The sequence below is a fragment of the Flavobacterium sp. genome (genome assembly GCF_023151265.1).
Taxonomy (GTDB): Bacteria; Bacteroidota; Bacteroidia; order Flavobacteriales; family Flavobacteriaceae; genus Flavobacterium.
Window position 1 is genome coordinate 1 of sequence record NZ_JAKLJH010000009.1, and the last position, 20,484, is coordinate 20,484.

Here is a 20,484-nt window from a genome sequence, read left to right on the forward strand (position 1 = left end):
AAGGCTACTGATTCAACAGCAACAGATGAATTTGAAATGTATGAAATGTCAGAAATGGCGGCTCTTATGGAACAAATGTATGTTGATAATCAACGTTTGAAAGATCGAATTATAAAAGGCGATACGATTGGTAAATTTCCTCAGCATTTTATCAAGATTCATAAAGCAGTAATGACAGATGAACATGATAAAGATGCTTTTTTTGATGAACAAGCACAGAAATTCATCCAAGCTCAAGAATTGATTTATAAAGATCCTAAAAATGCCAAGAAACATTTTAATAACGGAGTAGATGCTTGTATTCAGTGTCACCAAGTAAAATGTAGCGGTCCAATTCCAAGGATTAAAAAGTTATATATAAAATAAGAAGAAAGAGGGTTTATTTTGAACCCTTTTTTTATGGTATGAAAAGAGAAATCATAATCACAGACGACGGTTCTACAACCATTCGAATTCCTGATTGGGATGAGAACTATCATTCTACACACGGAGCAATTCAGGAAGCAAAACATGTTTTTATCAAAAACGGATTGGATTTATTTCAAACTCAAGATTCTATATCGATTTTAGAAATTGGTTTTGGGACAGGTTTGAATGCTTTTATTACTTTTTTGGAAACATTAAATAAAGAAAAAGTAAATTACGTTGGAGTAGAAGCATATCCTATTTCAGCTGAAGAAATTACCCAAATGAATTATGTTTCTCAATTAGATGCCGAAAAGTATCGAGAGATTTTTGATAAAATACATGCTTGCGATTGGGAAAACCAACAAATGATTACCCAAAACTTTCTTTTAACAAAGAGAAAACAGTTTTTTCAAGATATTGAAGACAAAAATCAATTCGATTTAATTTACTTTGATGCTTTCGGATTTCCATTACAACCTGAATTGTGGAGTGAAGTCATTTTTAAAAAGATGTATGACGCACTTTTGCCAAAAGGAACATTGGTTACTTACGCATGTCGTTCATCAATAAAAAACGCGATGCTAAGTGTCGGATTTTCAATTGAGAAACTACCAGGAGCTCCAGGAAAGCGTGAAATGTTACGAGCAACAAAAAATGTATGATTTTTATTGTAAAGTAAGAATTTAATAAAATTTTAGCATTTTTTTTATCAACTATATCGTTTTCGAAAGATTTTTTTGTTTATCTTTACGACAAGTTCTTACCCCCAGTCTAACCTTTTATCTAGAAAAAGTATGCCCAGACCGATGTTTTCTTATACCAAGTCAATTTTGGAGAGAGTGAGTTTTGATGCAAAACTATTTTGTAAAGAATTAGAGAAAGCAGTACGAATATTGCTTCCTTACGAAATAGATCAATTAAGAGAGTGGCTTTTACAGTTTACCGAAGAAAAGCCAGAATTAAGACAATGTTTAATTTATATCAACTAAAAATATAAAGTCCCGATAACCTCGGGACTTTTTTTATGGAATAAATTGAAATTTATTTTGTCTTTGGACTTATTATTTCAACATCACTAAATGCTATAGCTCCACGAACAACGCCAGATATTGTATCTCGCAGGGCGTTAATAATGTGTATTTTTAATTCGTTTTTAGGATAAATTAAACTCACTTCTCTAGCAGGCTTAGGATCGGCGAAGGGTTTTAATTTTGCTTTACTTTTTTCACTTAAATCTAAAGTGTGCAAATAAGGCAATAAAGTTGTACCTAAGCCTTCATCTGCTAATTTAATAAGTGTCTCAAAACTTCCGCTTTCTAATTGAAAATGACTATCTGTTATAAATTTATTGTTTTTACATAAATTTAGAATTCCGTTTCTGAAACAATGTCCGTCTTGTAAAAGCAAAATTTTATCCAAATCTAAATCAGATATTTCAATTTCTTTTTTATCAATAGAAGGATGATTTGAAGGAACATAAGCTACAAAAGGCTCATAATATAAAACGATTTCTTTTAAATTTTCTTCTTCTAATGGAGTAGCGGCAATGGCACAATCTAAATGTCCATTTTTTAATTTTTTGATGATATCTTCAGTGGTTTGCTCTTCAATAATTAAATTTACTTTTGGATATTTCTTAATAAAATTATTTAGAAACATTGGAAGTAAAGTTGGCATAACCGTTGGAATAATTCCCACTTTAAATTCCCCACCAATGTAGCCTTTTTGTTGGTCTACGATATCTTTAATTCTTCCTGCTTCGTTAACGATGTTTTTGGCTTGGTTAACAATTTTTTCACCAACTTCTGTTAGTAGGATTGGTTTTTTGCTTCTGTCAAAAATTAGAATATCTAGTTCATCCTCTAATTTTTGAATTTGCATACTCAAAGTAGGTTGCGTAACAAAGCATTTTTCAGCTGCTAATGTGAAGTTTTTATATTCGGCAACAGCCAAAACGTAATATAGTTGTGTAATAGTCATTATTGATAAATTTGATGCAAATATAAAAACTATCAATTAAACTTATATAATAAAGGTATCGAAATTTTGGAAGGGTTAAATCAAATTAAATTTAGTAAATGATTCAATGGGATTTTTATAAAAAAATTAAGATTTGTTTCAGTTTGAAATAGTATATTCGCACTATGAAATTATTAGTAAATATCTTTTTATTTATTTTCATTACTTTTTTGTCTACACCTACATTAATTGGAATAGTAGATGAAGAAGCTGATACTTCTTATTTTTACACCATGTGTGAAGAAGAGGAAAATCATGCGCCTTTTAATGAAATTAAAACGGTACCTACAACTAATGATTCAGTCATTCATTTTGCATTTGGAGAATTAACAAAATTTGATGCTTTAATGGAACAAGACTTATTGAGTTTTGATAATTTAGCGCACCAAATTTTCTCGCCACCTCCCAATTTAATATAATACATTTTCAATTTTTTAACGCTTCAATCTTTGAGGTGTAGTATTAATGTATTTATATTATTTCATGAATAATCATTCTATTTTTTCCAATGTAAGAGGTGATCTTGCAGCTGGACTTGTTGTATTTTTAGTGGCTTTGCCATTGTGTTTAGGAATTGCATTAGCGTCTGGAGCACCTTTGTTTTCAGGTGTTGTTTCGGGTGTTATTGGTGGGGTAGTTGTTGGGTTTCTTAGTAATTCCTCATTGAGTGTTACGGGACCAGCGGCTGGTTTAACTGCTATTGTTTTAACTGCCATTACCGATTTAGGCGGATTCGATATCTTCTTAGTAGCAGTAATTTTAGCTGGATTAATTCAAATTGCTTTAGGTTTTTTAAGAGCCGGAAGTTTCTCTAATTACTTTCCTACCAGTGTAATTGAAGGAATGTTGGCAGCAATTGGAATCATCATTATTTTAAAACAAATTCCGCATGCTTTTGGTCACGATGTTGACAATGAAGGTGATTTCTTTTATATTGAAAAATCAGGTCATACTACATTTGATACTTTGATAGAATCGATAAATTATATTCATACAGGAGCATTAATTATTGCACTTTTATCGTTAGCTATTTTAATTACTTGGGAAAAAGTTCCCGCTTTAAAAAATATAAAAGTAGTTCCTGGCGCTTTAGTTGTTGTTGTGGTAAGTATCTTATTGAATGAGTTTTTTATTCAATCAGGTTCAAGTTTAGCGATTGTTACCCAAAATCATCTAGTAAGTTTGCCTTCGTTTACCGAAATCAGTAACGGATTTGCATTGCCAAATTTCACATCATTAACAAATGAAAAAGTTTGGATTGTAGCCGTAACTATTGCTGTTGTTGCATCTATTGAAACATTATTGTGTATTGAAGCAACAGATAAATTAGATCCATACAAAAGATTTACCGATACGAATAGAGAATTAAAAGCACAAGGAATTGGTAACATGCTAAGCGGTTTATTAGGTGGTTTGCCTATGACATCAGTTGTTGTTCGTTCCTCAGCCAATATAAATTCTGGAGGTAGAACTAAATTTTCAACTATTTTTCATGGATTTCTTTTATTTACTTTTGCTCTTTCCATTCCGTTTATTTTAAATAAAATTCCTCTAGCAGCTTTAGCGGCAGTTTTATTAATGGTTGGATATAAATTAGCAAAACCAAGTGTATTTGTTCATTTATGGAATAATGGATATTCGCAATTTATTCCTTTTGTTGTGACTGTAATTGCTGTAGTTCGTATCGATTTGTTAAAAGGAGTAGGAATTGGTTTAGCAGTAAGTGTCATTTTTATTTTATACCAAAATTTAAAAATCGCCTATTCATTTAAAAAAGAATCGTTTAATGATGGCGATGTAATTACAATCAAATTGGCTCAAGAAGTTTCTTTTTTGAACAAAGCAGCAATTAAAAGTACATTAGCAAGTATTCCAAATGGTTCTAAGTTGATTATCGATGCTTCAAACACTAAATACATAGATTTTGATGTAGTAGAATTAATTAAAGATTTTAGAAATGTAAAGGCAGAAGATAAAGAAATCGATTTGACGCTAAAAGGTTTCAAAGACCAATATGATTTAGATAATACAGAATTTAAACACGTAAAAATTAAAGATTCGAAAGAAGAAACAAAATAATATAACTTACTATGAAAGCACATAATAAAGAAACACAAGCACAAATGACGCCTCGTAAAGCATTACAATTTTTACAAGAGGGAAATGAACGTTTTATAAATAATTTAAAAGCCAACAGAAATTTATTAGAACAAGCCAACGAAACTCGTGACGGGCAATGGCCATTTGCAACAATTTTAAGTTGTATTGACAGTAGAACTTCTGCCGAATTAATTTTTGACCAAGGATTAGGTGATATTTTTTCGGTAAGAATTGCCGGAAATATTGTTAATACCGATATTTTAGGAAGTATGGAATTTGCTTGTAAAGTAGCTGGTTCTAAACTTATTGTGGTGTTAGGTCATTCAAAATGTGGCGCTGTAAAAGGGGCTTGCGATCATGTTGAAATGGGTAATTTAACAGAGTTATTATCTAAAATTCAACCTGCAGTTTATCAAGAAAAAGAAACTACAGATAACAGAACTTCAAAAAACAGCGAATTCGTAGAAAATGTAGCCGAAATAAATGTAAAAAGAAATGTAAAAAACATAATTGAAAGAAGTTTTGTTTTAGAACAAATGTTAGAAGAAGGACAAATTGGAATCGTAGGAGCAATGCACGATATCGAATCGGGAAAAGTAATTTTCTACGATGATGTTATGTACATTAAAGACGATTTGAATCCTGAATTCACTGTTGCAGCACTAAGACATTAAAACTAATTTTAATCATAATTACAAAAAAGCTATCATTTCTCTAAAATTTAATACGGAATTGATAGCTTTTTTATTTTATATTTGATACCACATAACTATGATAATGAGCGATTTTTATAAAAAGATATTAGATAACAACAAAAAATGGGTGGAAAATAAGTTGTCTGTAAACCCAAATTATTTCAAAAATTTAGCTGATGGGCAACAACCTCCATTACTCTGGATTGGATGTTCAGACAGTCGTGTTCCTGCAAATGAAATCATTGGTGCTGAACCTGGCGAAGTTTTTGTTCATCGAAACATAGCTAATATGGTAGTGCATTCTGATATGAATATGTTGAGCGTCCTTGATTATGCAGTTAATGCCTTAAAAGTAAAACACGTAATTGTTTGCGGACATTATGGTTGCGGTGGAGTTAAAGCAGCGATGGGAAACAATTCTATCGGAATTATCGATAATTGGATTCGTCATATTAAAGATGTGTACCGTTTTCATCAACAAGAATTAGATAGTATCGAAAATGAAAAAGAACGCTTCAATAAATTCGTAGAAATAAACGTGAAAGAACAAGTAATGGATTTAGCCAAAACATCAATCGTTCAAAACGCTTGGAAAAATGGACAAGAATTATCCTTACACGGTTGGGTTTATGGTTTAAACGATGGTTATGTAACTGATTTGGGAGTGAATTTTAGTTGCGATAAAGATTTAGATGATGTTTATCAGTTGAAGTTTTAATCATCCAAATTTTCATTAAATGCCGAAGGTAATAACTGTGGAATAAATTTGATCAAAATAGGCAATAACAAGCCACCACCAGGAAGTAAAAAGATAGTTAACGATGGAACTGTTTTACAGATGTCGAGCAACTGTTTTTTTACTTTCTTTTTTTCTTCTTTGCTCAAATCTTTTCGGGTTGATTTGGCTAAAAGTTGCATCAATTCGCCACTTTCTTTGATTTCTTTGGTTAATCTATCTTTGTTGCGAATGATAAGTTTGGTTACATTTTTATTGGCTTGGTCATAAAAATGTTTTATTGGATTTGAATAATTAAAAAACGGAATTTCCGCTCTGTATTTTTCGATAAAATCATTTATTTCTTTGGTGCTTTTTTCAAGTAAATCAGATTCTAATTCTAATTCCGAACTTAACTGCTTTAAGAAATTATCTTCATTAGTTTCCAATTTTTCATCGCTCCAAAGCGCCATTTGAGCAATATCTAATAAATACAATTTTTCCAATAACGAAGTATGTCGCATTAATTTGATTTCCGATAATTCGATATTTTCAATAGTATTGAATTTGGTATAACGAATCGAATTTTCGAACAATTTTACCAATAATTCATCGTATTTCGACTTTCGTTCTTTGATTTTCAATGCTAATGAAACTATTTTAATACAATCGGATTCTACATTTTTTAAATAGTCTGACGGTAACGTTTCATTTTTTAAATAATGTTCGAATGCCAAAACATCAATAAACAAAAGTGCATTAGTAATTATGTGCGAAAAATTCTTGCTAATTGTATTGTTATTCGTTTGAATTCGGTCGTCAATAACTTTTTCTAAACGCGAACTATACGAACCTTCTGGAAGCAATTTTTTAATGAAATTCAGATTTTCAGGCTGAATAATCTTGTAAAATTGGTAAACCGAATTAATGAAATCTTCTTTCGTTCCGTTTGATTTTTCAATGCGATATAACGAAAAAAGCGTATTTAGAAACCCAACTTTCGTCACTTCATCATACGACCATTTAGTTGTATTTATTTGATTTTGAAGTTGGAAATGAACCACATAACCATAAATAAAACCTGTTGCTCTACAATCTTCATAAAAAGACAAAGTGTCACCTTGAAAATCAATGAAATTGTCATTGTTTTCAGTAAAAAACTTGTCAATCCAACCGTTTGCAGATGGGTTTATCATGTTATAGCTTCTCTTTTAAGTATTTTCCTGTAACTGAATTTTTATTTTTAGCTACTTCTTCTGGTGTTCCGAAAGCTACTAATTTTCCGCCATTTTCGCCACCTTCTGGACCAATATCTAAAATATAATCGGCACATTTGATTAAATCTAAATTATGCTCAATTACAATAATCGAATGACCTTTTTCCAACAACGCATCAAACGAAGCTAATAATTTTTTGATATCGTGAAAATGCAAACCCGTTGTAGGTTCGTCAAAAACAAATAAAGCTTTATCTTTAATTGTACCTTTTACTAAGAACGAAGCCAATTTAATACGTTGTGCTTCACCACCAGAAAGGGTAGAAGAGGATTGTCCAAGTTGTACATAACCCAAACCAACGTCTTGCAAAGGCTGTAGTTTTTGCGTGATTTTTGTCTGTTTTTGTTCGGTAAAGAAATTTAAAGCTTCATCAATGGTCATTTTTAAAATGTCATCGATGTTTTTGTTTTCGAAAGTAACTTCTAATACTTCTTTTTTGAAACGTTTTCCGTTACAAGCTTCACATTCTAAATGAACATCCGCCATAAATTGCATTTCGATAGTTACTTCGCCATCACCTTTACAAACTTCACATCTTCCGCCATCAACGTTGAAAGAGAAATGTTTGGCTTGATAATTTCGTAGTTTAGAAACGTTTTGTTTCGCAAATAAATCACGAATATCATCGTACGCTTTGATATACGTAACCGGATTTGAACGCGAACTTCTTCCAATCGGATTTTGATCTACGTATTCGATATGTTTGATGTGAGAAAAACTTCCAGCTAATTCTGTAAATTGACCCGCTTTTTCTCCAACTCCTTCTAATTTTTTTTGAATGGCAGGAAATAAAATTTTCTTTACCAATGTACTTTTTCCACTTCCCGAAACACCTGTAATTACAGTCAAACATTCTAGAGGGAAAGTAAAATTTTCATTCTTTAAGTTATTTTCTCTCGCGCCAATAACTTCGATATGATTTTTGAATTTTCTTCTATTTTTTGGAACCGAAATTTCTTCTTTTCCGTTCAAATATTTAGCGGTTAAAGAATCCGCTTTTAGAATTTCATCATACGTTCCTTGTGCTACCAATTCACCGCCATGCGTTCCGGCTTCTGGACCAATATCGATAATCATATCGGCAGCTTTCATAATATCTTCGTCGTGTTCGACTACGATTACGGTATTGCCTAAATCGCGCAAATCTTTTAATACTTCGATTAATCTTTCGGTATCTTTTGGATGTAAACCGATACTTGGTTCGTCTAAAATATACATCGAACCGACCAAACTACTTCCTAACGAAGTCGCTAAGTTAATTCGTTGCGATTCACCACCAGAAAGTGAATTTGAGTTACGATTTAAAGTCAAATAACTCAATCCAACGTTGAATAAAAAGTCCAAACGATTGTTGATTTCGATTAATAAACGTTTGGCAACTTTAGCATCGTATTCGTTTAATGCTAGTTTTTTGAAGAATTCGATTAAGTTCACAATTGGTAAATCCACCAAATCTGAAATAGTTTTTCCACCAACTTTGATGAAGTTCGCTTCGTAACGTAAACGTTTTCCTTTACAAGTGGTACATTTTGTTTTTCCGCGATATCTCGAGAGCAAAACACGATTTTGAATTTTATAATTTTTCTCTTCAAGTTCAGAAAAGAAATCATGCAATCCTGAGAAATACGAATTTCCATCCCAAATCAGTTGTTTTTGTTCGTCTGAAAGTTCGAAAAAGGGTTTGTGAATTGGGAAATCGAACTTATAAGCGTTGTTTACCAATTGATCGCGATACCAACCCATACTTTCGCCACGCCAAGGAAAAACAGCATTTTCATAAACCGATAAAGCCGTATTAGGAATCACTAAGTCTTCATCAATTCCGATAACACTTCCATAACCTTCGCAAGTTGGACAAGCTCCGTAAGGATTATTAAAACTGAACAAGTGAATATTTGGTTCTAAAAACGTAATACCATCCAATTCAAAATTTGAGCTGAATTCCAAACGTTTTTGTGAGTCGACTTCTTGTAGATAACAAACACCTTTTCCTTCATAAAAAGCAGTTTGCACGGCATCAGCTAAACGATTATAAAATTCTTCTTCGTCTTTTACGACAATTCTGTCAACGATAAGAAGAATGTCTTTGTTATCTAATTGGTGTTGGTCGATTGTATCCAAACGCACCATTTCGTTATCTACTAAAATACGTGCAAAACCTTGCTGTAATAAAACTTTTAGTTTGTCTTCTAAAGCTCGACCTTCTTCTAAATGAATTGGAGCAAGTAGTAACCATTTGCTATCAATTGGAAATGTTTTGATGTCATTAATAACATCAGAAACCGTATCTTTTTTGACTTCTTTACCAGAAATAGGCGAGTAAGTTTTTCCAATTCGAGCAAAAAGTAGTTTTAAATAATCGTATATTTCTGTAGAAGTTCCTACAGTTGAGCGAGCATTGCTAGTATTTACTTTTTGTTCAATGGCGATTGCAGGTGCAATTCCTTTGATATATTCAACTTTTGGTTTGTCTAATCTTCCTAAAAACTGACGGGCATAAGATGATAAACTTTCTACATAACGGCGTTGTCCTTCGGCATAAAGTGTATCAAAAGCCAAACTCGATTTTCCTGAACCAGATAAACCGGTAATAACTACCAATTTGTTTCTTGGAATAGCAACATCTAAATTTTTAAGGTTGTGCAATTGTGCTCCTTTAATTAAAATGTTTTTTTTAGGTTCTAAGGTAGAAAAATCAGGTTGTGTCATGGTTGTTTTTAAAAGATTTGCAAAGATAACAATTGTAAAATTATTAAATCATATTAGTTAATCTTTAATAATGAAAAACATTGAATTAAGATTAGAATAGTTTGATATTAATTGAAGATACTTGCGATTTTGTAATCAATTGATTCTAAGTTTAGCTTTATTTTCAATAAAAGAATACTTTTTTTGAATAATTATTTGGATATTAAATAAATTTTATGTTAAATTTGAAGTATTAATTTCAAAAACAAAATAGCCTATAACACACAATTACTTTTTAGAATCGGAGACTTAAATTAACTAAAAGGTATTGTTATGGCTAATCTTGTACTTCCAGATGCAGTGTTGGTAAAGAATTATATAAGTGGAGATGAATCTGCTTTATCTTCATTAATCAACAGACATCAATCAAAAATCTACGGATTTATTTATTCAAAAATAAACGATAGAGATTTATCGGATGATATTTTTCAAGATACTTTTATTAAAGTAATAAAAACTTTAAAATCACAATCATATAACGAAGAAGGAAAATTTTTACCTTGGGTAATGCGTATTGCTCATAATTTGGTTGTAGACCATTTTAGAAAAGCAAAGAAAATGCCTTATCAGCGTGAGACTGAAGAATATTCTATATTTAACTATATGACCGATAATAGTTTGAATATTGAAGGACAAATTATATCAGAACAAGTTGAAACGGATTTAGCTAAATTGTTAGATGAACTTCCAGCAGATCAAAAAGAAGTTTTGGTTATGCGAATGTATCAAGATTTAAGTTTTAAGGAAATAGCTGATTTAACAGGTGTTAGTATCAATACAGCCTTAGGAAGAATGCGTTATGCTTTGTTGAATTTGAGAAAAATTATAGAAAAAAATCAAATTATTTTGACGAACTAATACTAAAAGTAAAATTTTGTCGTTAAAGGTTTATAAACCAAATCATAATTAATGGCAAAACTTTACTCTAAGAAAAAATTAGCAACTCAGAAAATGAAACCTAAAAAAGAAACGATTTCGTTTTTACTCAATTATTCAAAAGCATTGAGTATACATAAAGTGGGAAATTCAAGTTTTGAAATTATCGCTAATTAAGGAAAATGCCTCAAAGAGATTTGAGGCATTTTTTTATACTTTTAAACGAGTTTAATTAAAATGAGTTTTAAGTTTTAAAAATTGTTTTTCAAAAATGTGATAAGACAAAACACTAACAAATACAGTTAACATAAAGCTTATTATTGAAATTAAAACCCAATTGAGTTCTAATGTTCTATTCAGTTTAATAAACAAGTTTATGATTATGGTATGATACAAATAAAGACCGTACGTATAAATTCCTAATTTACTAATCCATAATGTGTCTTTTATTTTTAGAGAATTCTGTTCTGTAATTACAAATGACAATATTGTAGCAAATAAGACTCCACAAATGATTGGTTTCACAAATTTAAGCCATTCATAATTTGAATTAGAAAAGCCAAAAATTGTTACAATTGTAATTAAACATATTCCGATCTTAAACGAATAAGGCAGCTTTACAATCGCAATTAATTTTTTCTTTTTAAAACTCAATAGATAAGCTGGAATTGCACCAAATGCAAAATAATCAATATTAGTAAATAAGTCTAAATAAGGTAAATTAAAATAAGAATAGAAAAGTCTGCAAATACTTGCTAGAACTATCGAAATAATAATTAAATACTTAATTTTATTTAACGGAATTATGCTAAATAAAAATCCCCAAATAATATAAAAGTGTTCCTCAATACATAACGACCACATAACACGTAATGGAGATACATTTGGGAAATTGTTGGTGAACATCATGTTATAATTTTCTAAGAAAAGTATTGATAGTAACCAATTTGGTTCGTAGCCTTCATTTGAAAATGATAGTTGAAATAATTTTAGAATAAAAGGAGTTAAAAACGCAAAAAGTAAAATTGCGTAAAACAAAGGCCAAATTTTTAAAATTCTTTTGACAAAAAAATTTTTTAGATTGATGGTTTTATTTGCCTTTTTTTCAAAAATTAAAATGTACGATATGAGAAAACCACTTAAAACAAAAAAGAAAGAAACCCCAACATCGCCACTTTTTGAAAATACTGAAAACCAAGAATGTTCTGGAACAGGTATATGATGAAAAAAAACAATTAGAAATGAAAAAAAGCGTAAAGCATCTAATGTATGAAAGTGTTTTTTTGAAGAATCCATTTCGTGATAGTTATTTTCTCAAGATTTTCTCCATTGTTTTTCCTTTGGCTAATTCGTCAATTAATTTATCTAAATAGCGTACTTTTTTCATCAACGGATCTTCTATTTCTTCGATGCGATAGCCACAAATAACACCTGTAATTTTAGAAACATTTTCGTTTAATTGAGGTGCCTTTTCAAAAAAGGTTTCAAAATCTACTTTTGTGTCAATTTGCTTTTGAAGGCTTTCAAGCGTGTAACCTGTTAACCAACAAATAATTTCATCAACTTCTTCTTTTGTTCGATTTTTTTTCTCTGCTTTGGTCACGTAATGTGGATAAACACCAGCAAAGATCATATGATTTATACTTCTTGATGCCATTTATTTTTTAATTTCATTAATTACACTTTTTCTTCCAATCGTCTTGGTAATAATATCTTTCTCTAAATTCCAACCACGAGCAGGAGAATATTCTCTTCCGTACCAAATGATTTGCAAGTGTAAGTCGTTCCAACATTCCTCTGGGAAAATGCGTTTGGCATCTTTCTCAGTTTGTTGTACGTTTTTACCATTGGTTAAACCCCAACGATACATCAATCGATGAATGTGCGTATCTACAGGAAAAGCAGGAACTCCAAAAGCTTGACTCATTACCACACTTGCAGTTTTGTGTCCCACAGCTGGTAACGCTTCCAAAGCTTCAAAACTTTGCGGTACTTCGCCATTGTATTTTTCAATTAAAATTTCAGATAGACCGTGAATTCCTTTTGATTTCATAGGCGATAATCCACACGGGCGAATAATTTCCTTTATTTCTTCCGCACTCATTTTTACCATATCATACGGATTGTCGGCTTTCGCAAACAAAATTGGAGTAATTTGATTTACACGAACATCTGTACATTGTGCTGAAAGTAACACGGCAATCAGTAAAGTATAAGGATCTTTATGGTCTAACGGAATCGGAATTTCAGGATATAATTCATTTAACGTATTTATAACAAATGTTACCTTCTCGCTTTTGGTCATTTTTAACTAAATTTGATTCGTAAAGTTATAAAGTAAAAGCGCAATATCAAAATTCAATTTCATCGAAGAGTTTTGAACCTTTTAACCTTATAAACATCTAACCTTTTAAACCAAAATAAATGACAACATTAAAAGCTGGAGATAAAGCCCCTAATTTTTCAGGTTTAGACCAAAATGGCGCTTCTCATACATTAACCGATTACAAAGGAAAAAAATTAGTAGTATTCTTTTATCCTAAAGCAAGTACGCCAGGATGTACTACAGAAGCCTGTGATTTGAGAGATAATTTTGCTCGTTTTCAAGCGAATAATTATGCTTTGTTAGGCGTAAGTGCCGATAGTGCTAAAGCCCAAGCTAAGTTTATAGAAAAATATGATTTACCTTTTCCATTATTAGCGGATGAAGATAAATCGGTAATTCAAGCTTTCGGTGTTTGGGGACCAAAGAAATTCATGGGAAAAGAATATGATGGTATCCACAGAACTACTTTTGTAATTGATGAAAACGGAATTATCGAAGAAGTAATTTCCGATGTAAAAACCAAAGCCCACGCTGCTCAGATTTTAAAATAAATAAAAAAGCTCGAAGTAAATCTTCGAGCTTTTTTTTAGATTCTAAAAATTCCTCCAACAGTTAAGATTCTCTGTAAAAACCAAAAATTTTGTTCGGCTGAATCTGCTTTGTCTTGAGTAGTTCTTATGTTGTTCATTTCTATATAACCTCCTTTTAATTCGGTTTGAATAAAGAAATACTTAAAGAAAGTTAGGTTTAAACCTACTTTGGCAGATAAACCATATCCTGCAATATTAAATTCGTCGTATCTGTCTTTTCCTAAAAGTGTTGTATTAGTTTTTGGATATAAAAATCCACCACCAATACCTTCTGTAATATTTACTTGAATTTTATCGGTATTTCCAATTCTAAAAAGTTTTGAAATATCATCTACACGAGAAATTTCAGTATTTACATAATTTAATCCGTCTGTGTGTTCAAATAATAAGAAATCTTCATCTAATGTTAATTCTCCATCAGCTGGATTTTCATTATAAGTTCCAGGATTTGGATAATAACCAGAGTAACTTACTCTTCTGTCGTTATACATTACATATTTCATGTGGTCAAATCCAATCGAAATATTATAGTGATCAGAAATAAAATACCCAATTCGTAAGTTCGTTTGAGGAATGGTCATTCGAGCTGGGTTAATATAGTCAATGTGAAAACCTTTTGGTTTGTCGTGAGCCGATACATTATGAAGCGTAAAATCATAATCGGCACCTTTAAATCGGATATCTGATTTTGAATACGATTCGCGGTTTCCACCCCAAAAAATATAAAATTTTCCTTTATTATGTGCTGTGTATTTTTCAGGATTTTCGACTGTTTCTTGCGAAAAGGTGTACTGTGAAAAAACACAAAAAGTTAGTACAACCATTAAAAATGGATGTTTCATTTGAAGTTAAAAAATAAAAAATTAGAATTGATTAATTGTTTTTCGGATGGCAACAAGTTTTGTCATTAAACCTTCAAAATAGTCTAAATGTAACATGTTAGCACCATCACTTTTTGCATTAGCTGGATCAAAATGAGTTTCAATGAAAATTCCATCAACGCCCACAACAATTCCTGCTTTTGCAATAGTTTCAATCATGTCAGGACGACCACCCGTTACACCTGTCATTTGATTTGGTTGTTGTAACGAATGCGTAACATCTAAAACCGTAGTTGCATATTGTTGCATCGTTGGAATTCCTCTAAAATCTACAATCATATCTTGGTAACCAAACATGGTTCCTCTATCGGTAACCATAACGTTTTGGTTGTTGCTATCTAACACTTTTTGAACCGCATGTTTCATACTTTCTGGACTCATGAATTGTCCTTTCTTTAAGTTTACGGTTTTTCCAGTATTTGCCGCAGCTACTACTAAATCTGTTTGACGCACTAAAAACGCCGGAATTTGTAATACATCAACGTATTCAGCTGCCATTGCTGCATCTTCGTTGGTGTGAATATCGGTAACCGTTGGTACGCCAAATTCTTTTGATACTTTTTGAAGAATTTTCAAGGCTTTTTCATCACCAATTCCAGTAAAACTATCTACTCTAGAACGGTTTGCTTTTTTGAAAGAACCTTTAAAAACGTAAGGAATTTGTAATTTATCAGTAACAGTAACTATTTTCTCTGCAATTCGCATTGCCATTTCTTCGCCTTCAATGGCGCATGGACCTGCTAATAAGAAAAAGTTTCCGCTATCGGTATGTTTTATTTGTGGGATGTTTTGTAAATTCATTTGTGTTGATTTTGAAGTGGCAAAGATAAAAAGAAAAACCTTTCAAACAGCGGTTCAAAAGGTTACAAATGTTACTAATAACTAAAAAAGATTTATTTAGTGTCTGAAACTGGTTTTTTAATTGAAAATCCTTTCGGACATAAGATTTTCCCTTTTTCAAAAATATTAAAATATAAGGTAATTTTTTTAGCACTTCCTTCAAAAAATACTTCATATATACCGATAGTTCCAGCTCCCATTAAACTATTTTTTGAGGGAAAAGGGCAACAGGTATCTACTTTTTTGTAGCTTATTTTTTCGCCATTCGGACCTTGTAATCCGTTAAAATAATATTCAATATTGATGTCTTCCTGTTTTTCATGTATGAAACCAATATTGATTGGATAATCTTGATCGTATCCATATTTGCTATCTGTTGCGTATTCTGTAATTACATAAGCTTTATCTTTAATGGCAGGACGAATAGCTGTATTGTCTACATTTTTTAAAGTGGATTGCGTGCTTACACAACTTGTTAATAAAAGCGCCGTAATTATTGAAAATAAGTATTTCATTTTATTTTGTTTTAATTGTTGTATCTGGTGTTTTTGTTTTTATCATATAAGCAACAATCGCGCCAATAACAACGCCAAATGATAATCCACCAGAAATACTTTGCCAAATGTAGGCAGTTAAGTTAAAGTAACTTTTAGCTTCTTCTAAGGTTAGTCTTTTACTTTCTACCGAAAGTGCAATTAACTTATCGAAATAGTTTGGAGTAATAAATTCGTGTGTAATAAATTGCGTAATTGGACTAAAAATTACTACAATAAAAGAAATAACAACTCCCGAAATGAAACCTTGTTTCCAACTCATTTCGCCATTATAATAATTCTTTTTTTTGTCTTTTAAAGCTAAGTAATACAAAAGAAAATTTGGAAAAATAATAAGCATTGTAAAAAACATTTGCCATTTTATTTTTTCGTCATGAAATCCTAGTTGCTTTTCTAAAGTCATCCAAGCTAAAAAGATAATGATAGAAATAATCGCCCATTTGAATTCGATTGTAAATTTTTTCATTTGGTAAGGTTTAGTTTGATAGTCCAAATTTACTATAAAATGTAACAAAAGTTACAAATCCCGATTTGAATTTCTATTTTTGCTAAAAATTGCAAAACTATGGAACTTCTTTTTGGAACATGGCATTGGTCTATTTCGGGTTTTTTAATCGGGATGACGATGCTAATTTTGACTTATTTTGGTAAATCGTTTGGGATGTCTTCTAATCTTCGTACCATATGTACTATGGCAGGAGCAGGAAAATTCAGTGATTTTTTCAAGTTTGATTGGCGCGAACAAAAATGGAGTTTAGCAGTCGTTTTAGGAGCTTTTGTTGGTGGATTTATTGCTTTTTACTTTCTTTCCAATGGAAGTGGTGTAAATATCAATCCTGATACCATTTCACAATTACAAACCTTAGGAATCGACGCTCCAAATGGCAAATTAATGCCAGATGCTATTTTCAGTATTGAAACATTACAATCTCCAAAAGGATTCGCTATTTTATTAATTGGTGGATTATTAATTGGTTTTGGAACGCGTTATGCAGGAGGTTGTACTTCAGGTCATGCTATTTCTGGATTGAGTAATTTGCAATTACCTTCTTTAGTTGCGGTTATCGGATTTTTTATTGGTGGCTTAGCTATGGCACATTTTATTTTACCTCTAATTTATAAAACAGCATAAGTATGAAATTAGCACGTTTTTTTCTGACAGGAATTTTTTTCGGGATTGTTTTAACAAAGGCTGAAGCGGTTTCGTGGTATCGTATTTATGAAATGTTTCATTTTCAATCGTTTCACATGTATGGAATAATTGGAACGGCATTATTTACGGGTGTTATTGGACTTCAATTGATTAAAAAATATAAAATAAAAGATTACAAAGGACTTCCAATTAATGTTATTGAAAAAGAGCGCGGTTTTTGGCGTTATATTATTGGCGGAATTATGTTTGGATTGGGTTGGGCTTTAGTAGGAAGTTGTCCTGGACCTATTTTCATTCTTTTAGGAACAGGAACTTATGCTATTGCGGTGGTCTTAATTGGAGCTTTACTTGGAACCTACATTTATGGTTTGGTGAAAGACAAATTACCTCATTAAAGTTAAGTTAAAGTAACGTTTGTTACAAAGCAGTACCGTTAGAATTTTGTAAATTTGTTATTCATAAATTCAATACAAATGGAAACTACAATTCATATACAAAATTTAAAATGTGGCGGTTGTGCCAATACCATAACGAAAGGTATTTCATCAATTGAAGCTATTCAAAATGTTTCAGTAAATGTTGATGAAAGTACTGTGACATTCTCTTATGAAACAGAAGCACAAGTAAACGAGGTAAAAAACAAATTAAAATCACTCGGTTATCCTGAAGATGGTGAAGCTAATACACTTGGTGCTAAGGCTAAATCTTATGTAAGTTGCGCAATAGGAAAAATGAGTTAAAATACAATCCCGATTTATTCGGGATTTTTTATTTTTAATGGTGTTATAAGTATTATTTATGGTTTACTAAATCTCATATTCGCTAATTTTCGTACTTTTGAAGGTATAAGTAAAATATCTTAAAACGTTATGAAAATTGTAGTATCACCAGCTAAATCCTTAAACTTTGAATCACCACTTCCAATTCAAAACTATACCGAAAGTTTATTTTTAAAAGAATCGGAAACTATTCAAAAAGCACTTAAAAAGAAAAAGCCAAAACAATTGATGGAGTTAATGGATATTTCGGAAAAGTTAGCCGATTTGAATTGGGAACGCAATCAAAATTGGGCATTACCTTTTACATCAGAAAATGCACGTCCAGCTGTTTATGCTTTTGATGGTGATGTGTATACGGGATTGGATGCTTATACTATTTCAGCTGAAAAAATAGCAGTTTTGCAAGATAAATTGCGAATTCTATCGGGTTTATATGGTATTTTAAAACCATTAGATTTAATGCAACCCTATCGATTAGAAATGGGAACTTCTATGCCAATAGGTACCAAAAAGAATTTATACGAGTTTTGGAAAAAGAAATTGACTAAAGCTTTAAACGACGAATTACAATCTGATGAGTTATTTTTAAATTTAGCGAGTAATGAATATTTCTCTGCGGTTGATACTAAAGCTTTAAAAGTTCCTGTTATTACTCCAGAATTTAGAGATTATAAAGACGGAAAACTAAAAATGATTAGTTTCTTTGCGAAAAAAGCAAGAGGTTTGATGGTGCGATACATTATTGATACCAATGCAGAAACGATTGACGATTTAAAAAAATTCAATTACGAAGGGTATGCTTTTGATGCTAATTTATCAAAAGGAAACACCTTAGTTTTTACCCGATAACATGAAATTACACCTAAACGATACGTTCAACAAGCAACTTCCAGCTGATACAGATACTTCAAATACTCGAAGACAAGTTTTTGGAGCTTGTTTTTCCTATGTAACGCCACGAGTTCCTAGCAGTCCTAAATTGCTTCATGTTGCAAATGAGGTTTCAGATTTAATTGGTTTATCTAAAGAAGATGTAACATCAACTGAATTTTTAGCCTTAGTTTCGGGAAGTAAAGTGTATCCAGAAACCCAACCTTATGCCATGGCGTATGCCGGACATCAATTTGGAAACTGGGCAGGACAACTTGGAGACGGAAGAGCGATTAATTTGTTTGAAGTGTTGCATAACAATCAACGTTGGGCATTGCAGTTAAAAGGAGCAGGAGAAACCCCTTATTCTAGAAATGCAGATGGTTTGGCGGTTTTACGTTCGTCTATTCGGGAGCATTTGTGTAGTGAGGCGATGTTTCATTTGGGTGTGCCAACCACTCGTTCGTTGTCTTTGGTAACGACTGGTGATAAGGTGTTGCGCGATATTTTATACAATGGAAATCCTGCTTATGAAGATGGAGCCGTGGTATGTAGAGTAGCGCCTTCGTTTATTCGTTTTGGCAATTTTGAATTGTTAGCGGCTCGAAAAGATATTACTAATTTACAAGCTTTAGTAGATTATACGATTCAGTATTTTTATCCTGAAATTACCTCAACTGGAAAAGAAAAGTATTTGGCTTTTTATCAAGAAGTGGTCAATCGAACGGTGGATATGATTGTGGAATGGCAACGTGTTGGTTTTGTTCACGGAGTTATGAATACGGATAATATGTCGATTTTAGGACTTACGATTGATTATGGTCCTTATGGATGGTTAGAAGATTATGACCCAGATTGGACACCGAATACCACTGATGCTGAAGGTAAGCGTTACCGATTTAGAAACCAACCTGATATTGCTTTGTGGAACCTGATTCAATTAGGAAATGCTTTATATCCTTTGATTGAAGATATTGCTTCAATGGAACAAGTTTTGAATAGTTACAGTAATCGTTTTGATTCGAAGTTTCCAGTAATGATGCAAGCGAAATTAGGGTTGACTTCGGAATACGATACTGATTTTTATGATGAGTTAACTACTTTATTAACCGCTTCAGAAACTGATATGACTATTTTCTTTCGTAATTTGGCTGATGTATTAAAATCAGATACACCTGAAATTGCATTATCGAAAATTGAATATGCTTTTTATCAACCTAATGCCATAGTTGCGACATTAAAAACAACCTGGTTGAATTGGATGGAACTTTATTTACAAAAGCTAAGCGAAGAACCAATTTCTGATTCAGATAGAAAAGCTAAGATGAATCAAGTGAACCCAAAATATGTATTACGAAATTACATGGCACAATTAGCTATTGATGCTGCTGAAAAAGAAGATTATACTTTAATTGAAGAACTTCACGAGTTACTAAAACATCCTTACGATGAGCAACCAGAAAATGAGAAATGGTTTGCCAAACGTCCTGATTGGGCGCGAAATAAAGTTGGGTGTTCGATGTTGTCTTGTAGTTCTTAGATTTATTGGAAAAAAGTAACACAAAGGTTAATTTAACATATAAGTCATATAAGTAAAAACAAGTGAAGCGTTACGTTGAATAAAGCTCATAAAAGATTTTAAAGATTACTCT

Annotated in this window: 25 protein-coding genes; 15 read left to right on the plus strand and 10 right to left on the minus strand. The window is 31.6% G+C overall.

What is annotated here, in order from left to right; genetic code table 11:
- The 3 genes from L6Q46_RS01740 to L6Q46_RS01750 form a co-directional block, all read left to right on the plus strand.
- The coding region (locus tag L6Q46_RS01740) for a hypothetical protein (protein ID WP_291282841.1) at positions 1-366 on the plus strand (366 nt) is incomplete at its 5' end.
- Positions 367-404: 38 nt separating this feature from the next.
- On the plus strand, positions 405-1,070 hold the full coding sequence (mnmD, locus tag L6Q46_RS01745) for a tRNA (5-methylaminomethyl-2-thiouridine)(34)-methyltransferase MnmD (protein ID WP_291282842.1): 666 nt from the start codon (positions 405-407) through the stop codon (positions 1,068-1,070).
- A 132-nt stretch (positions 1,071-1,202) separates the two neighbouring features.
- A complete protein-coding gene (locus L6Q46_RS01750; RefSeq protein ID WP_111565666.1) occupies positions 1,203-1,397 on the plus strand; it encodes a hypothetical protein in 195 nt (64 codons plus the stop codon).
- 52 nt (positions 1,398-1,449) lie between these two features.
- On the opposite strand, the gene L6Q46_RS01755 is transcribed toward L6Q46_RS01750, so the two are convergent.
- Positions 1,450-2,388: a LysR substrate-binding domain-containing protein gene (locus tag L6Q46_RS01755; protein ID WP_291282843.1), complete on the minus strand. Its 939-nt coding sequence runs from the start codon at positions 2,386-2,388 to the stop codon at positions 1,450-1,452.
- A gap of 164 nt (positions 2,389-2,552) precedes the next feature.
- Here L6Q46_RS01755 and L6Q46_RS01760 point away from each other — a divergent pair, with 164 nt between their 5' ends.
- The 4 genes from L6Q46_RS01760 (at position 2,553) to can (ending at position 5,940) form a co-directional block, all read left to right on the plus strand.
- Positions 2,553-2,846 (plus strand): hypothetical protein, encoded by a 294-nt coding sequence (locus L6Q46_RS01760; RefSeq protein ID WP_111565668.1) that lies wholly within the window; start codon positions 2,553-2,555, stop codon positions 2,844-2,846.
- Positions 2,847-2,910: 64 nt separating this feature from the next.
- Positions 2,911-4,506: a SulP family inorganic anion transporter gene (locus L6Q46_RS01765; RefSeq protein WP_291282868.1), complete on the plus strand. Its 1,596-nt coding sequence runs from the start codon at positions 2,911-2,913 to the stop codon at positions 4,504-4,506.
- Between the two features lie 11 nt (positions 4,507-4,517).
- On the plus strand, positions 4,518-5,201 hold the full coding sequence (locus L6Q46_RS01770; protein WP_291282844.1) for a carbonic anhydrase family protein: 684 nt from the start codon (positions 4,518-4,520) through the stop codon (positions 5,199-5,201).
- A gap of 103 nt (positions 5,202-5,304) precedes the next feature.
- Positions 5,305-5,940, plus strand: a complete 636-nt coding sequence (can, locus tag L6Q46_RS01775) for a carbonate dehydratase (RefSeq protein WP_291282845.1) — start codon at positions 5,305-5,307, stop codon at positions 5,938-5,940.
- On the opposite strand, the gene L6Q46_RS01780 is transcribed toward can, so the two are convergent.
- Together L6Q46_RS01780 and uvrA are read right to left on the minus strand one after the other, a co-directional pair.
- Positions 5,937-7,133 carry an LETM1-related biofilm-associated protein gene (locus L6Q46_RS01780; RefSeq protein WP_291282846.1) on the minus strand — a complete coding sequence of 399 codons (1,197 nt, stop codon included), beginning with the start codon at positions 7,131-7,133 and terminating at the stop codon, positions 5,937-5,939. The genes can and L6Q46_RS01780 overlap by 4 nt on opposite strands.
- Before the next feature lies 1 nt (position 7,134).
- Positions 7,135-9,924 (minus strand): excinuclease ABC subunit UvrA, encoded by a 2,790-nt coding sequence (uvrA, locus tag L6Q46_RS01785; protein ID WP_291282847.1) that lies wholly within the window; start codon positions 9,922-9,924, stop codon positions 7,135-7,137.
- A 312-nt stretch (positions 9,925-10,236) separates the two neighbouring features.
- On the opposite strand from uvrA, the gene L6Q46_RS01790 reads away from it, so the two are divergent.
- Both L6Q46_RS01790 and L6Q46_RS01795 read left to right on the plus strand, forming a co-directional pair.
- Complete coding sequence (locus tag L6Q46_RS01790; RefSeq protein WP_111565713.1) at positions 10,237-10,821, plus strand: sigma-70 family RNA polymerase sigma factor; 585 nt, start codon at positions 10,237-10,239, stop codon at positions 10,819-10,821.
- A 51-nt stretch (positions 10,822-10,872) separates the two neighbouring features.
- Positions 10,873-11,016, plus strand: a complete 144-nt coding sequence (locus tag L6Q46_RS01795; protein ID WP_181452315.1) for a hypothetical protein — start codon at positions 10,873-10,875, stop codon at positions 11,014-11,016.
- A 51-nt stretch (positions 11,017-11,067) separates the two neighbouring features.
- On the opposite strand, the gene L6Q46_RS01800 is transcribed toward L6Q46_RS01795, so the two are convergent.
- Genes L6Q46_RS01800 through nth form a run of 3 tightly spaced genes read right to left on the minus strand, consistent with a single transcriptional unit; the run spans position 11,068 to position 13,144 of the window.
- On the minus strand, positions 11,068-12,135 hold the full coding sequence (locus L6Q46_RS01800; protein WP_291282848.1) for an acyltransferase: 1,068 nt from the start codon (positions 12,133-12,135) through the stop codon (positions 11,068-11,070).
- A gap of 10 nt (positions 12,136-12,145) precedes the next feature.
- A complete protein-coding gene (locus tag L6Q46_RS01805) occupies positions 12,146-12,496 on the minus strand; it encodes a DUF2200 domain-containing protein (protein ID WP_291282849.1) in 351 nt (116 codons plus the stop codon).
- Positions 12,497-13,144 (minus strand): endonuclease III, encoded by a 648-nt coding sequence (nth, locus tag L6Q46_RS01810; protein ID WP_291282850.1) that lies wholly within the window; start codon positions 13,142-13,144, stop codon positions 12,497-12,499. It abuts the gene before it with no gap.
- A gap of 119 nt (positions 13,145-13,263) precedes the next feature.
- Here nth and bcp point away from each other — a divergent pair, with 119 nt between their 5' ends.
- Positions 13,264-13,716 (plus strand): thioredoxin-dependent thiol peroxidase, encoded by a 453-nt coding sequence (gene bcp, locus L6Q46_RS01815; protein ID WP_291282851.1) that lies wholly within the window; start codon positions 13,264-13,266, stop codon positions 13,714-13,716.
- A 35-nt stretch (positions 13,717-13,751) separates the two neighbouring features.
- Here bcp and L6Q46_RS01820 read toward each other — a convergent pair whose 3' ends face one another.
- The 4 genes from L6Q46_RS01820 to L6Q46_RS01835 all read right to left on the minus strand — a co-directional run bounded on the left by L6Q46_RS01820 (position 13,752) and on the right by L6Q46_RS01835 (position 16,496).
- On the minus strand, positions 13,752-14,597 hold the full coding sequence (locus tag L6Q46_RS01820) for a hypothetical protein (protein ID WP_111565717.1): 846 nt from the start codon (positions 14,595-14,597) through the stop codon (positions 13,752-13,754).
- A 21-nt stretch (positions 14,598-14,618) separates the two neighbouring features.
- Positions 14,619-15,437 (minus strand): 3-deoxy-8-phosphooctulonate synthase, encoded by an 819-nt coding sequence (kdsA, locus tag L6Q46_RS01825; RefSeq protein ID WP_111565718.1) that lies wholly within the window; start codon positions 15,435-15,437, stop codon positions 14,619-14,621.
- A gap of 92 nt (positions 15,438-15,529) precedes the next feature.
- A complete protein-coding gene (locus L6Q46_RS01830; protein ID WP_111565719.1) occupies positions 15,530-15,991 on the minus strand; it encodes a 2-dehydro-3-deoxyphosphooctonate aldolase in 462 nt (153 codons plus the stop codon).
- Between the two features lies 1 nt (position 15,992).
- Positions 15,993-16,496, minus strand: a complete 504-nt coding sequence (locus L6Q46_RS01835; protein ID WP_291282852.1) for a DUF4199 domain-containing protein — start codon at positions 16,494-16,496, stop codon at positions 15,993-15,995.
- A gap of 99 nt (positions 16,497-16,595) precedes the next feature.
- Here L6Q46_RS01835 and L6Q46_RS01840 point away from each other — a divergent pair, with 99 nt between their 5' ends.
- The 5 genes from L6Q46_RS01840 (at position 16,596) to L6Q46_RS01860 (ending at position 20,372) form a co-directional block, all read left to right on the plus strand.
- A complete protein-coding gene (locus L6Q46_RS01840; protein ID WP_291282853.1) occupies positions 16,596-17,162 on the plus strand; it encodes a YeeE/YedE thiosulfate transporter family protein in 567 nt (188 codons plus the stop codon).
- A gap of 2 nt (positions 17,163-17,164) precedes the next feature.
- Complete coding sequence (locus tag L6Q46_RS01845) at positions 17,165-17,578, plus strand: DUF6691 family protein (protein ID WP_291282854.1); 414 nt, start codon at positions 17,165-17,167, stop codon at positions 17,576-17,578.
- Positions 17,579-17,656: 78 nt separating this feature from the next.
- Positions 17,657-17,923 carry a heavy-metal-associated domain-containing protein gene (locus L6Q46_RS01850; RefSeq protein WP_291282855.1) on the plus strand — a complete coding sequence of 89 codons (267 nt, stop codon included), beginning with the start codon at positions 17,657-17,659 and terminating at the stop codon, positions 17,921-17,923.
- Between the two features lie 129 nt (positions 17,924-18,052).
- Complete coding sequence (gene yaaA, locus L6Q46_RS01855) at positions 18,053-18,811, plus strand: peroxide stress protein YaaA (RefSeq protein WP_291282856.1); 759 nt, start codon at positions 18,053-18,055, stop codon at positions 18,809-18,811.
- A gap of 1 nt (position 18,812) precedes the next feature.
- Positions 18,813-20,372, plus strand: a complete 1,560-nt coding sequence (locus L6Q46_RS01860; protein WP_291282857.1) for a protein adenylyltransferase SelO — start codon at positions 18,813-18,815, stop codon at positions 20,370-20,372.
- Positions 20,373-20,484: the final 112 nt, after the last annotated feature.